This window comes from Mesonia phycicola (assembly GCF_900141885.1).
Classification (GTDB): Bacteria; Bacteroidota; Bacteroidia; order Flavobacteriales; family Flavobacteriaceae; genus Mesonia; species Mesonia phycicola.
In genome coordinates this window covers 327,384-341,257 of the sequence record NZ_FQYY01000003.1, presented here as the reverse complement: position 1 = coordinate 341,257, position 13,874 = coordinate 327,384, and the positions used below count along the sequence as shown (strand labels likewise).

The following is a 13,874-nucleotide window of genomic DNA, read 5'->3' as shown; positions in this document are numbered from 1 at the left end:
TAAGGGCGTTAACTAGCTTATCTTAGCAAAGTGAACGCCCTTTTTTTAATTTAAAATTTTAAAATTTATGAAATTTAATCTTCAAGGTCTATTATTCTCACTCTTGGTAACAGGAGCTTTAACTGCACAAAACCAGTCTGGTTATTGGCAGCAAAAAGTAGATTACAAAATGGAGGTAGATGTAAATGTTAAAAATTACCAGTACAATGGTAAACAAGAACTTACCTATACCAACAACTCTCCAGATACTTTAACCAAAGTTTTTTATCATTTATTTTTTAATGCTTTTCAGCCAGGAAGCCAAATGGATGCACGCTTGCAATCAATTCCAGATCCAGATGGTAGAATGGTAAATAATTTAGGTACTCGTGAAAATCCTGAATATGAAAGTAGAATTAGTAAACTAAATGAAGATGAAATTGGTTTTCTTAAAGTAAAATCTTTAAAGCAAGATGGAGACAAAGTAACTTATAAAACCATAGAAACCGTTTTACAAGTAGCATTAAATAAACCTTTACTTCCTGGAAAATCTACTACGTTTAGTATGGATTTTGAAGGTCAAGTACCCGTACAAATTAGACGTTCTGGTAGAAATAATGCGGAAGGTGTTGCACTTTCTATGACGCAATGGTACCCAAAATTAGCCGAATATGATTTTGAAGGTTGGCACGCTGACCCATATATTGGCCGTGAATTTCATGGAGTTTGGGGAGATTTTGATGTGAAAATTACCATCGATAAAGATTATATTTTAGGTGGTACAGGTTACTTACAAAACCCACAAGAAATTGGTTACGGGTATGAAGAAGAAGGCCAAAAAGTAAAACGTAAAGGCAAAAAAATTACTTGGCACTTTTTAGCACCAAACGTACATGATTTTACTTGGGCAGCAGATCCAGACTATATTCACGATAAATTAAAAGCGGAAGATGGTACAATGCTTCACTTTTTATACAAAGACAACAAAGAAATTAAAGAGAACTGGAAAAAACTGCAACCTAAAACAGCAGAGTTATTAGCATATTATAACAAACACATTGGTCAATACCCTTACGATCAATATTCTGTTATTCAAGGTGGTGACGGTGGTATGGAGTATGCTATGTGTACTTTAATTACTGGAGAAAGAAGTTACGAAAGTTTAGTAGGTGTTACCGCTCACGAATTTGCACATTCTTGGTTTCAGTTTCTTTTAGCTACCAATGAGTCTCAGCACGAGTGGATGGATGAAGGTTTTACAACCTATATTTCTGTTCTTGCAGAAGATGAAATTCTAAATCAAAATAGCCCAAATCCTTTAAATGGTTCTTATCGTGGTTATAATTATTTAGCAAACTCTGGGCAAGAACAACCACTTTCTACACACGCAGATCGTTACCAAACTAATATGAATTATGGTATTGGTGCTTACTCTAAGGGTTCTGTTTTCTTAGCACAATTAGGTTATATAATTGGAGAAGAAAATTTAGCCAAAACTTTAAAACGTTACTACCAAGAATGGAAGTTTAAACACCCAACACCAAACGATTTTATTCGTGTTGCAGAAAAAGTAAGTGGTGCAGAATTAAGCTGGTACCTTAATGATTGGACAAGAACTACCAACACTATAGATTACGGTATTAAATCTGTAGAAGAAGTTGAAAATATGACTCAAGTTACCTTAGAAAGAATAGGGCAAATGCCAATGCCAATTGAAGTGAAAATTACTTTTAGTAATGGTGAAACAGCAATTATTTACACTCCGTTAACGATGATGAATTGGAAAAAAGAAGATTTAGAAAATTCTGGTTCTTGGGCTTGGGCTTACCCAACTCATGTTATTGAATTATATGCTGCAAAAGAAAACATTAAAAAGATTGAAATTGATCCTAGTGGTTTAATGGCAGATATAGATAGAAGTAATAACGTTTGGGAAAATTAATTTAGCGTTAGGGATAGCAGTGAAAATCCCGCAATGAAGCAAAGCGAAATGAGGAATTGTAACGAATAGCCCGACCCAATAGGGAAACGCCCAACATATTATTTCTAGCTAAATGTAGCTAACATATTAAAAAGATTACAAAAACCTTTCAGTTTTAAATTGAAAGGTTTTTTTTTGATTATTAATTAATTACCATATTTTTTATAAGCACGTTATGCAGAACTTGATTCTGCATCACATCTAGCTATTAAATAGAATTCTAATAAATGAAGCAAACCTTAGGAAAAGCAGAAAAGCTAAAAAGCAAAATCTTGATTTCAAAATTATTTGAAGAGGGCAGGAGTGTAAAAAGTTTTCCTTTAAAATTGGTGTACTTACCTCTAACCAACGCTTCTGTAAAAAATCAAGTAGCATTTTCTGTACCTAAAAGAAGTTTTAAACTTGCAGTAGATCGTAATTATTTAAAGAGACTTTTAAGAGAAGCGTATAGAGAAAATAAACATTTACTTAAAGATGAAAAAAATAATTATGCTCTCATGTTTATTTATTTAGGTAGAAAAAAAGCGAGCTTAGAAGAATTGCAAAATTCGGTTCAAAAAATATTAACTAAATTTATGCAGCAAGAATAATTTAGAAAGATGATGAAGAAAAAAATAATTTTACCCATTATAGCTGTTGCAATATTTTTTACAACTACTTCTTATAAATCAGATTTTTTTGAAATAGCAAAGCAGATTGAAATTTTTACTACGCTTTTTAAAGAAATTAATATGAATTATGTAGATGAAACTAATCCTGCAGAGTTAATGGATACTGCCATAACTGCAATGTTAGCAGAATTAGATCCGTATACGGTTTATTGGAACGAGCAAGAAGTAGAACAAGCAAGAATTCAAAATTCTGGAGAATATACTGGTATTGGTGCAAGTGTACAAACTAGAGATCATAAAATAACTATTGTAGAACCGTACAAAGGTTATCCCGCAGATAAGGCCGGTTTAAAAGCTGGAGACGAAATTATACAAATTGGAGAAGTAAACGTATCAGATTTTAATGATGATGCAGGAGAGCTACTTAAAGGTGCTCCTGGTACTAGCGTACAATTAAAATATAGACGTCAAGGTAAAATTGAAACTACAGAATTAAAAAGGGAAGCGGTAGAGCTTAATGCAGTGCCATTTTTTAAATTATTTAATAATGATATTGGTTACATTGTACTTTCTAAATTTAATAGAAAAGCCTCTTCTGAAGTTGCCTCTGCTTTAAAAAAATTGAAAGAACAAGGTGCTAAAAAAATAATTTTAGATTTAAGAGGTAATCCTGGTGGTTTACTAACAGAAGCTGTAAATACTACCAATATTTTTGTAAATAAGGGAGAGGTAATTACCACAACAAAATCTATTATAGAAAAATATAACCAGAGTTATAAAACCCAAAAAGATCCCTTAGATATAGATATACCGTTAGCTGTTTTGGTAAATGGTAGAAGTGCTTCTGCTAGTGAAATTGTTTCTGGTAGTTTACAAGATTTAGACCGTGCAGTGGTTATTGGTGCAAGAAGCTTTGGTAAAGGTTTAGTACAACGCCCAAAACCATTAACCTACAATACGCAGCTTAAAGTAACTATTTCTCGTTATTATACCCCTAGCGGAAGATGTATACAAGCCTTAGATTATTGGAACAGAGATAAAGATGGAAATGCAGTAAGAACCAAAGCAGAAGATTATAATGAATTTACCACTCGTAATGGTAGAAAAGTTTACGATGGCGGTGGTATTTTACCAGATGTATTGCTAGAGACTTCTAAGTTTAGTGGAGTAACACAAGCTTTGGTAGAAAAAAATGCGATTTTTGATTATGCTACGCATTATTATTTTTCTCACAAATTAACTAATGTAAAAGATTTTAATTTTACAGATAAAGATTACCAAGATTTTAAAACATTTTTAAAGTCTACAGATTTTGATTACACCACCAAAACTGAAAAAGAATTAAAAAATACTTTAAAAATAGCTCAAAAAGAAGGATTTAGTGATGATATTAACACACAATACCAACAACTTTTAAATTCTATTAATAAGGCAAAAGAGAAAGATTTAGAAGATAAAAAACCTGAAATAGTTAACTTGTTAACTGACGAAATTATTAAGCGCTATTTTTACCAAGAAGGTTTATATAACTTTTATATAGAAGAAAATCCGGAAATTTTAAAAGCTGTAGAAATACTAAATAATAGTAAAGAGTATAATAGAATTTTAGGGAAATTATAGTTACAAACTTATCGTCATGCTAAACTTGATTCAGCATGACGATAAGTTTATTTACTTAGTAAGATGAGATTCCGTGTCAAGCACGGAATGACGAGTGTAGAGTGTCACTTCAAGCGGAGTCGAGAAGCTTTCTAAAACCACAAAAATTTAAATGCTATTTCATCAATCCAACTTCAATACCAAGGTTTTTTAAAAACAGCTTCTATTTTTGAAGAAGAGTCGGCATTAAATATACATTGCTTTAAATTACCTAAAACCTCAGCAGCACTTACTTCACAATTTAATATTCCTGCTAATTTAGTGTTAGGGAAACGTGCAGAACTTTTTTTTGCAGAAGCTATTAAACAATCTTCTACTTTTGAGTTACTGGCAAGTAATCTTCAAATTATACACGAAAAAAGAACTCTAGGCGAATTTGATTTTTTTCTGAAAGATGTAAAACGTAACCAAATTATACACGTAGAGCTAGTGTATAAATTTTACATTTTTGATCCCGATTTTAAAAATGAGTTAGAAGGGTGGATTGGACCTAACCGAAGAGATACTTTTTTAAAGAAAATAAATCATTTAAAAACACATCAGCTTCCTTTATTATATCAAGAAGAAAGTAGCCAAGTACTTTCTAAATTAAGTTTAAATGCACACAAAATAGAACAACAGGTCTGTTTTTTAGCAAATCTATTTGTACCTAAACATAGAATTAATCAAGAATTTTGTGAGATTAATAATAAAGCCATAGTTGGGTATTGGATTAAGAAAAATGAGTTTCTTACAAATGAATACCAACCTCATCAATTTTATTCTCCTAAAAAAGCTAATTGGCCAGTAGAACCACAATACCATACAGAGTGGAAATCTTTTAATGAAATTTTAGAGCAAATAGAAGTTTTGTTTCAGCACCAAAAAGCAGCCTTGCTATGGATGAAGAAAGACAATTTTACTTTTGAGCGGTTTTTTGTAGTGTGGTGGTAAACTCTTTAAAACGTATATAATTCTCAACTTATTTAAAATTGAATAATTAGTGTAAGAATCTCTAGCAGATTCAGACAAAAAATACAGACAGCTATTAAATTTAAGCTTAAAATATTATTTAAGTAAAACCATATGCTGTGTTTTTCGTATATATTAAAAACTAAAAAAAATCCCCATGTTCAATAACTATTTAAAAAGTATACTCACGGTAGTCGTAATTTCTCATGTTTCATTATTAATGGCTTGTACAGATGTAAAACAAAAAGAAAAATTAACTACTACTGCAAACTATATTCAAGAAAATGTAGATGCTTTTAAGCTTGCAGAAAATTTTTATTTCGCGGTAAAAAATGGCGAAAATGCTCAAACTTATATTACTCAATTAGAAAATATTACTAAAGATAATTTAGAAAGTCAACTTCAAACAAACGATCAAAAAAAGGCATTTTGGATTAATATTTATAATACTTACGTACAGTATTTGTTAACTAAAAATCCAGAATTATATGAAGACCGTTCTAATTTTTTTACAGAAGAAAGATTTACCATTGCTGGTAAAAAACTAAGCCTAGATGATGTAGAACATGGTATTATTAGAGATTCTAGTGTAAAGCTATCTATGGGGCATTTAAAAGATCCTTTTGCTTCTAAATTTGAAAAGAAATTTAGAGTAAGTGAAAAAGATTGGCGCGTTCATTTTGCTTTAAATTGTGGAGCAAAAAGTTGCCCACCTGTAGCATTTTATAAATCAGAAACTATTAATGAACAATTAGAAAAATCTTCTAAAACCTATTTAACTAAAGTAGTTAACTACAAAAAAGAAGTAGGTAAAGTATATGTACCTAAATTGATGGATTGGTTTAGAGGTGATTTTGGAGGAAAAGATGGTGCTATTAAAATTTTGAAAAATTATCAATTTATACCTGAATCTGCAGATCCAGAGGTAGAGTTTTTAGACTATAATTGGGAGCTAGATTTAAAAAATTACATCTAATTTTAAATTATATTCATTTTATATAATTCTGATATAAAATGAATATAAATTCTGCTTAGCAAGTTAAATAGGGTTAATTACAAACAATAATCAAATATTTGATAATATAATGAGTGGCAAAAAAATTAGTGTAATTATTCCTGTTATAAATGAAGCTGACAATTTAAAAAAGTTACTTCCGCATCTTAAAAATAATCACGCAGAAGAAATTATAATGGTAGATGGTGGGAGCACAGATAATAGTAAAGAAATAGCATTATCTTACAATATAAAGGTTATAGATTCACCTAAAAGCAGAGCAAAACAAATGAATGCGGGTGCAAAAATAGCAACTGGTAATATTCTATATTTTGTACACGCAGATAGTATACCGCCTAGTAGTTTTTACCAAGATATTTTAAAACAAATAGAAACAGGTTATCAATTTGGTTGTTTTAGATCTTTGTTTGATACTAAAAATAAGTTTTTACTTATAAATAGTTATTTTTCTAGATTTAAAGGAATGATGTTTAGAGGTGGCGGACAAACGTTATGGATTACAAAACAACTTTTTAGTGATTTAAATGGTTATAATGATTCTCTCTTACTTATGGAAGAATATGATTTTTTAAAAAGAGCTGCCAAAAAAACTGATTATAAAGTAATACAAAAAGATGTTTTAGTTAGCACTAGAACTTACGATAATCACGGAAACTTTAAAACCCAACTTGTATACGGTATGGTGATGTTTGGTTTTTTTAGAGGAGTAAAACAAGAAAAATTACTAAACTTTGCTAAATTTTGGTTGAAGTAGATAAATTTTAAAAACTTCAATTCGAATGAAAATTTGATTATTGTTACAATTTTGCTTCGTTTCTCTGCACAAAATTACTCGAAGAGATAGTATATAAAAAAATCGTCATTCTAGACTTAATTTGGAATCTTAATACTAGATAAACAAACAGAATAAGATTCTGAATTAAATTCAGAATGACGACACTTGTAAGGTAACTATTTATCGGTCACCACACGATAAGTAGGATCTTCAATTATATTTACATCTATAATTGCTTCAGCATTACTTAATAGTTTTCTACAATCGTTACTTAGGTGTTTTAAATGAATTTTTTTACCTGCTTGGTGGTAACGCTCTGTTAATTTATTTAAAGCCTCAATAGCAGACATATCTACCACGCGACTTTCAGAAAAATCTATTACAACTTCATCTGGATCTTCTAATACGTCAAACTTAGTATTAAAAGCAGTAGTAGAACCAAAAAATAATGGTCCGTAAATTTCATAATATTTAATACCATCTTCTCCTACAAACTTTCTAGCTCTAATACGTTTAGCATTATCCCAAGCAAAAACTAATGCAGAAATTACCACACCAACTAAAACAGCTAGCGCAAGATTATGTAGTAGTACAGTAATTAAAGTAACAATAAGCATTACAAAAATATCGTGTCTTGGCATTTTGGTTAAAGCTCTAAAACTAGCCCACTCAAACGTACCAAAAGCTACCATAATCATAACTCCTGTAAGTGCTGCCATAGGTAATAATTCTATCACTGGTGCACCTACTAATATTATAGTTAAAATAGTTAATGCTGCTACAATACCAGATAAACGAGCTCTAGAACCAGAAGAAAGGTTTACCAATGTTTGAGCAATCATTGGGCATCCACCCATACCGTAGAAAAATCCGTTAGCAATATTAGCAACACCTTGTGCTACACATTCTCTATTACTACTTCCTTTTGTACCTGTAATTTCATCTACTAGGTTTAAGGTTAATAAACCTTCTGTTAAACCTACTGCAGCCATAATTAACCCATATGGTAAAATAATTTGTAGCGTTTCTAGAGTAAATGGAATTTGAGGAATATGAAACGGAGGTAATGTACCGCTTACAGATGCAATATCTACTACTTGTCTGGTATCTATATTAAATACTAATACAATAGCAAATACTACTATAATAGCAACTAAAGAAGCTGGTATAGCTTTGGTAAACTTTGGTAGTATTACTATAATAGCAATAGTTAATGCTACTAAAGCGCCCATAATTAATAACGGTGTACCCGTTAACCAAGCTACTTCTCCATTTAATACTGTTTTAAATTGCTCTAACTGAGACATGAAAATTATAATAGCTAGACCATTTACAAAACCAAACATTACTGGTTGTGGTACTAATCTTATAAATTTTCCTAATTTAAAAAGACCAACTATTATTTGAATAACTCCTGCTACAGCTACTGCAGCAAAAACGTATTCTAACCCGTGAGAGTTCATTAATGCTATTAGTACCACTACTGTTGCACCTGCACCTCCAGAAACTAAACCAGGTCTACCACCAAAAATAGCTGTAATAATTCCCATAATAAATGCGGCATACAAACCTACTAATGGAGGAAAACCAGCAAGTATTGCAAATGATAATGACTCTGGAATCATCGTCATAGCGACCGTTAAACCGGCTAAAATTTCTGTTTTATAGTTTACTTTCTGTTTAAAATCAAAAAGGTTGAGTACTTTTTTCATTAGAGCTAAATTTTTAAGCGTGCAAAAGTAGAGATAAAACAGCTTTTACCAAAACTAATACTATAACTTTATGTGAATCAATTTTTTATCATGGCAATATGAGGTATGCCATCTTCTAAATATCCTTCACCAATTTGTACAAAACCGTGAGATTCATAAAAATTTGTAAGGTATTGTTGTGCAGAAAGTTTAATAACAGAAGTGTTGTATTTTTTTTCGATTTCTGAAATAGAAACTTTTAAAATTTCGTGACCAAAACCATATGTACGTTCAGTTTCTTTTACTACAACCCTTCCTATAGATGCTTCTTCAAAATAAAAACCAGGAGCAAAACAACGAGTATAAGCTACTATTTTACCTTCTTTTTTTCCTATAATATGAAGAGCTTTTTGGTCTTTACCATCTATATCTTGATAAACGCAATCTTGTTCTACCACAAAAACTTCAGACCTAAGTTGCAACAATTCATATAATTCATGAATACTTAAATCTTGAAAAGTCTTAGTTTCTATTTGAATCATATTTAATCTTGAACTATTATAGATTTATTATCTGGTTTATTAAATTCTGGCTGAATATTAATATGGTTAATGCCATACTCTCGTATTTTATTTTCAATTTTTACTAGTATGGTATCAAATTGAGACAAAGTAATATCTTCTTTAAAATCTATATGTGCTTCAAGATGAGTTTCTGTTTCATTTAACTGCCATACATGAATATGATGCATGTTTTTAACCTCTTCTATTTTACAAATTTCTTCAGCAATAGTTTTTAAAGGTATTTCACTAGGTGTAAATAGCATTAATACTTTAAAGCTATCTTTTAATAAATCCCAACCTACAAATATTAAATATATTGCAATGGCTACTGTTAGTAAACTATCTACCCAAAAAATTTGATAGAATTTCATGAGTAATCCTCCTATTAATACTGCAACAGAAGCTAGCATATCTGTAAAGAGGTGTAAATATGCAGAACGCATATTCATATTGGTTTTACTATCATTTTTCATAAGTAAAACACTTAATCCATTACCTATAATTGCAAGAATTGCTAAACCTATTACTAAGTTAGATTCTATAGGTTGCGGATCTAAAAATCTAAACACAGCCTCTTTAATTAATAATATTGCAATTACAATTAAAGAGAGTGCGTTTACAAATGCAGCTATAATTTCTGCTCTTTTATAACCAAATGTTTTATTGTAAGATGCTTCTTTACCTGCAATTCTATTAGCAATAAAGCTAATAATTAGAGATATAACATCACTAAAATTATGCAAAGCATCAGACAGTAGAGATAAACTACCGCTTAACAAACCACCTATTACTTGTGCTACGGTAATTACTATATTTAATAATATAGAATACCATAAGTTTTTACCTTTTACGGTTGGGTGATTATGTTCTGCGTGGGAATGCATAGGTTATTATTGGCAAGCAATTTTATCTACTCTATTTTGGTGTCTTCCTCCTTCAAAAGGTGTATCTAAAAAAGTTTTTACCATATCTAATGCTTGAGGTATAGAAGTATATCGTGCAGGTATACTAATTACGTTAGCATTATTATGCTCTCTAGCTAATTTTGCAATCTCTGTTGTCCAACATAAAGCAGATCTTACTTGTTGGTGTTTATTAGCAGTCATAGAAGCACCATTACCACTACCACATATAATAATACCTAATTGTACTTTTTCGTTTTCAACATCATTAGCAACAGGATGTACAAAATCAGGATAATCTACACTATCATCGGTGTTAGTACCGTAATTTGTCACTTCTATATCTCTACTTTCAAGATATTTAATAATTTCGTTTTTGTAAGCTGTACCAGCGTGATCGTTACCAATAGCTATTTTCATGAGTGTCTATTTTGTTTAAAGAACAAAGGTAAATAAACCCTGTATAACCCAAATAATTTAGCCTGTTAATTAAAATAATTAATAAGTTTATTTTCAAACGAGTAGCATTTAACAACTTTTGTGAATAACTATTTATTGTTTCTGATAAACTTTTTTTGATTATCTCAATAATTTATCCATCAGTAAAATTATTCTAGCTATGCAAATTTTGTTTTCATTTTTTGATGAAAAGTTATGAAGAGGTAAAAACAGGTTATTAACAGTAATTTTAGAAATTAATAATCAACTTTTAGCTATTAACAAGTTATATTCATAATGTTAATAACGTTTAGAATTTAGTTTAAAATCAAATATTTACTATTAACAATCTATATAAAATTCGGTTCAAATCAATTTACAAAACACAAATCAAAATTATATTTCAAAAAAATTTACCGCTATTAACAAGCAATAATATACCATCATTAGATTTTTAAAATTTATAAAAAAAAGATAATAATTATATATAGTGTTAATAACAACTACTTTTAAATAGAAGAATAAAAAAACTAAAGTTTAGTAATTCTATTTAAACTCTCTTACTATTAAAAAAAAAGAATGGTTTTATTGTTTTCTTCTGTTTGCCAATATTGTTAGAAGAATAAGAAGATTTATAAAAAGAGCTTATATATATAAATTATTGATGTTTAGTTGTTTAAGTTTTTTATTCTAATATTAAAATGCTTCAAAAAAAATAGAATTTAAAACTTTAGGTATTTAGTGCTATATTAACAAGAGAAAAATATATATTCAGTTAAATAAATAACGAAGGTTTATAAAGTTTGACTTAACAAAACTTTAATTTAAAAAAAATGTATTCTAGATTATAAACTGTAAATTTAGAATCAATAGAGAAAAGAATAAATGACAAAACGAAGAAGTAAAAAAAAAAGTAACCATAAAATACAAGGTCTTTCTAAAAAGATTCTACAAATTTTAAGAAGTAACCCTAAAAGTACCTTTAACTACAAACAAATTGCTGCCAAACTAGAAGTAACAGATGCTTTTGGCAGAAATCAAATTATAAAAGAACTAGCTAAACTTGCCAAAGGAAACCAAACTGTACAAGTAGAAACTGGAAAATTTCAAATTAACGAACGTGTAAATTACCACGTTGGCTATTTAGATATGACTACTCGTAAAGATGGTTACGTAGTGGTAGAAGATTTAGAAGAAGATATTTACATACCTAGTAACAATATTAATAGAGCATTAGATGGTGATGAAGTAAAAGTATATATCTACAAAAGCAGAAGAGGTAGAAAAAGTGAAGGTGAAATAGTAGAAGTTTTAAAACGTAAAAAAGAAAATTTTGTAGGGGTATTACACCTCAACGACAATTTTGGTTTTGTAGTAATACAAAATCCAAAAATGTATACAGATATCTTTATACCTAAAGAAAATTTAATACCAGAAGCCAAAGACGGACTTGTTGTTTTGGTAAAAATGGAAGATTGGCCAAAAAGAAAAGATTCACCAACTGGTAAAATTTTAGAAGTTCTTGGAGAAGCTGGCGCGCATGAAACAGAAATGCAATCTATACTTGCAGAAAATGGTTTACCTACAGAGTTTCCTAAAGAAGTAGAAGATTATGCTAATAATATAGATACTTCTATACAAGAAAAAGAAATAAAAAAACGTAGGGATATGCGTAAAACGCTAACGTTTACCATAGACCCAAAAGATGCAAAAGATTTTGATGATGCCTTAAGTTTTGAAGTTTTAGAAAACGGAAATTACGAAGTAGGTATTCACATTGCAGATGTTTCTCACTACCTAGAACCAGGCACTATTTTAGATGATGAAGCTTACGAGCGTGCAACATCTATTTACTTGGTAGATAGAGTAGTACCAATGTTACCAGAAGTTTTATCTAACGGCGCTTGTTCTTTAAGACCGCACGAAGAAAAATATACTTTCTCTGCCGTTTTTGAAATTAACAAAAAAGCCGAAGTAGTAAAAGAGTGGTTTGGCAGAACGGTAACTTACAGTGATGCCCGTTTTGCCTACGAAGAAGCACAACATATAATAGAAACTAAAAAAGGAGAAATACCAACAGAAATTTCTATTACAGATAAAGCCTACCAAGCAAAACCAGAAATTGTAGAAGCTGTAATTACTTTAGATACGCTAGCCAAAACTATGCGTACCAAACGTATGTCTAACGGTGCTATTTCTTTTGATAAAGTAGAAGTAAAATTTAATTTAGATCAAAACAACGATCCGGTAGGCGTTTACTTCAAAACCTCACAAGATGCCAATAAATTGATAGAAGAATTTATGCTATTGGCAAACAGAAAAGTTTCAGAATTTATAGGGAAACAGCAACCACAAAAAACATTTGTGTACCGTTGCCACGATGAACCTAAAGACGATAAATTAGCATCTTTAGAAACACTGGTAGGTAAATTTGGGTATAAGCTTAACCTAAAAGATAGAAAATCTGTTAGCAAGTCTTTAAACGGACTTTTAAAAGATGTTCAAGGTAAAAAAGAACAAAATATGGTAGATACACTTACCATACGTACCATGAGTAAAGCCTACTACAGTACCCAAAATATTGGTCATTACGGGTTAGCGTTTGATTATTACTCACATTTTACCTCCCCAATACGTCGTTATCCAGATGTAATGGCACACCGTTTATTGCAACTGTACTTAGATAAAAAACCTTCGGTAAGTGAAGAAGATTATGAAGCTCGTTGTAACCACTGTAGTGAAATGGAAATGTTTGCTACATCTGCAGAGCGGGATTCTATCAAGTATATGCAAGTAAAGTTTATGCAAGATCACCAAAACAAAGAATTTTTAGGAGTTATCTCTGGAGTTACAGAATGGGGAATCTATGTAGAAATTGAAGAAAATAAATGTGAAGGAATGGTGAGACTTAAAGATATTAAAGAAGACCATTTTGATTTTGATGCAGAAAATTTTGCCATCGTAGGTCGTAATACAGATAAAACCTACCAATTAGGTGATGAGGTTTACGTAACTGTAAAAAATGCAGACCTAGTAAAACGTCATTTAGATTTTAATTTAATTGGTACAAAAGAACAAGTAGAAGCATAATTTAGATAAGGGCGTTACCCTGCGGGTCAGGCTGTACGTTGTATCTTTTTTGCTCGTCTTTACTCACTCAAAAAGTAAAGGCGAGCAAAAAAGGATGCCACTTCCATCCTTAACGCAAAAAAAAATTAAAATACGGCATACAACAATGTATAAAAAATAGGGCTTTGGTATTAAATACAAAGTTCTGTGTCTATTTACTAAGTCGGCTAAATATAAAAT

Annotated in this window: 11 protein-coding genes; 7 read left to right on the top strand and 4 right to left on the bottom strand. The window is 30.3% G+C overall.

All coding sequences use genetic code 11. The features are described 5' to 3' along the window. The first annotated feature begins 67 nt into the window (after positions 1-67). The 6 genes from BUC03_RS06150 to BUC03_RS06125 all read left to right on the top strand — a co-directional run bounded on the left by BUC03_RS06150 (position 68) and on the right by BUC03_RS06125 (position 6,950). Complete coding sequence (locus BUC03_RS06150) at positions 68-1,921, top strand: M1 family metallopeptidase (RefSeq protein ID WP_073149328.1); 1,854 nt, start codon at positions 68-70, stop codon at positions 1,919-1,921. Between the two features lie 266 nt (positions 1,922-2,187). Further along, positions 2,188-2,550: a ribonuclease P protein component gene (gene rnpA / locus BUC03_RS06145; protein WP_073149327.1), complete on the top strand. Its 363-nt coding sequence runs from the start codon at positions 2,188-2,190 to the stop codon at positions 2,548-2,550. A gap of 12 nt (positions 2,551-2,562) precedes the next feature. Beyond that, positions 2,563-4,191 carry a S41 family peptidase gene (locus BUC03_RS06140; RefSeq protein ID WP_073149325.1) on the top strand — a complete coding sequence of 543 codons (1,629 nt, stop codon included), beginning with the start codon at positions 2,563-2,565 and terminating at the stop codon, positions 4,189-4,191. Positions 4,192-4,347: 156 nt separating this feature from the next. Next, positions 4,348-5,163 (top strand): DUF1853 family protein, encoded by an 816-nt coding sequence (locus BUC03_RS06135; RefSeq protein ID WP_073149323.1) that lies wholly within the window; start codon positions 4,348-4,350, stop codon positions 5,161-5,163. A 175-nt stretch (positions 5,164-5,338) separates the two neighbouring features. Continuing rightward, positions 5,339-6,157, top strand: coding sequence for a DUF547 domain-containing protein (locus tag BUC03_RS06130; RefSeq protein WP_143159143.1), 819 nt, complete (start codon positions 5,339-5,341; stop codon positions 6,155-6,157). A 109-nt stretch (positions 6,158-6,266) separates the two neighbouring features. Then, positions 6,267-6,950 carry a TIGR04283 family arsenosugar biosynthesis glycosyltransferase gene (locus BUC03_RS06125; RefSeq protein WP_073149321.1) on the top strand — a complete coding sequence of 228 codons (684 nt, stop codon included), beginning with the start codon at positions 6,267-6,269 and terminating at the stop codon, positions 6,948-6,950. A 197-nt stretch (positions 6,951-7,147) separates the two neighbouring features. Here BUC03_RS06125 and BUC03_RS06120 read toward each other — a convergent pair whose 3' ends face one another. The 4 genes from BUC03_RS06120 to rpiB all read right to left on the bottom strand — a co-directional run bounded on the left by BUC03_RS06120 (position 7,148) and on the right by rpiB (position 10,547). After that, positions 7,148-8,683: a SulP family inorganic anion transporter gene (locus BUC03_RS06120; RefSeq protein ID WP_073149319.1), complete on the bottom strand. Its 1,536-nt coding sequence runs from the start codon at positions 8,681-8,683 to the stop codon at positions 7,148-7,150. Between the two features lie 77 nt (positions 8,684-8,760). Then, entirely contained in the window at positions 8,761-9,204 is a 444-nt protein-coding gene (locus BUC03_RS06115) for a GNAT family N-acetyltransferase (protein ID WP_073149317.1), read from the bottom strand. 2 nt (positions 9,205-9,206) lie between these two features. Further along, entirely contained in the window at positions 9,207-10,109 is a 903-nt protein-coding gene (locus tag BUC03_RS06110) for a cation diffusion facilitator family transporter (protein WP_073149315.1), read from the bottom strand. A 6-nt stretch (positions 10,110-10,115) separates the two neighbouring features. Further along, complete coding sequence (gene rpiB, locus BUC03_RS06105) at positions 10,116-10,547, bottom strand: ribose 5-phosphate isomerase B (protein WP_073149313.1); 432 nt, start codon at positions 10,545-10,547, stop codon at positions 10,116-10,118. A gap of 903 nt (positions 10,548-11,450) precedes the next feature. On the opposite strand from rpiB, the gene rnr reads away from it, so the two are divergent. Continuing rightward, a complete protein-coding gene (gene rnr, locus BUC03_RS06100; RefSeq protein ID WP_073149311.1) occupies positions 11,451-13,655 on the top strand; it encodes a ribonuclease R in 2,205 nt (734 codons plus the stop codon). Positions 13,656-13,874: the final 219 nt, after the last annotated feature.

Bases quoted from the DNA above. Each gene is read 5' to 3' on its own strand.
- BUC03_RS06150 (WP_073149328.1), top strand. From the start codon at position 68: ATGAAATTTAATCTTCAAGGTCTATTATTCTCACTCTTGGTAACAGGA.
- rnpA (WP_073149327.1), top strand. From the start codon at position 2,188: ATGAAGCAAACCTTAGGAAAAGCAGAAAAGCTAAAAAGCAAAATCTTG.
- BUC03_RS06140 (WP_073149325.1), top strand. From the start codon at position 2,563: ATGAAGAAAAAAATAATTTTACCCATTATAGCTGTTGCAATATTTTTT.
- BUC03_RS06130 (WP_143159143.1), top strand. From the start codon at position 5,339: ATGTTCAATAACTATTTAAAAAGTATACTCACGGTAGTCGTAATTTCT.
- BUC03_RS06125 (WP_073149321.1), top strand. From the start codon at position 6,267: ATGAGTGGCAAAAAAATTAGTGTAATTATTCCTGTTATAAATGAAGCT.
- BUC03_RS06120 (WP_073149319.1), bottom strand. From the start codon at position 8,683: ATGAAAAAAGTACTCAACCTTTTTGATTTTAAACAGAAAGTAAACTAT.
- BUC03_RS06115 (WP_073149317.1), bottom strand. From the start codon at position 9,204: ATGATTCAAATAGAAACTAAGACTTTTCAAGATTTAAGTATTCATGAA.
- BUC03_RS06110 (WP_073149315.1), bottom strand. From the start codon at position 10,109: ATGCATTCCCACGCAGAACATAATCACCCAACCGTAAAAGGTAAAAAC.
- rpiB (WP_073149313.1), bottom strand. From the start codon at position 10,547: ATGAAAATAGCTATTGGTAACGATCACGCTGGTACAGCTTACAAAAAC.
- rnr (WP_073149311.1), top strand. From the start codon at position 11,451: ATGACAAAACGAAGAAGTAAAAAAAAAAGTAACCATAAAATACAAGGT.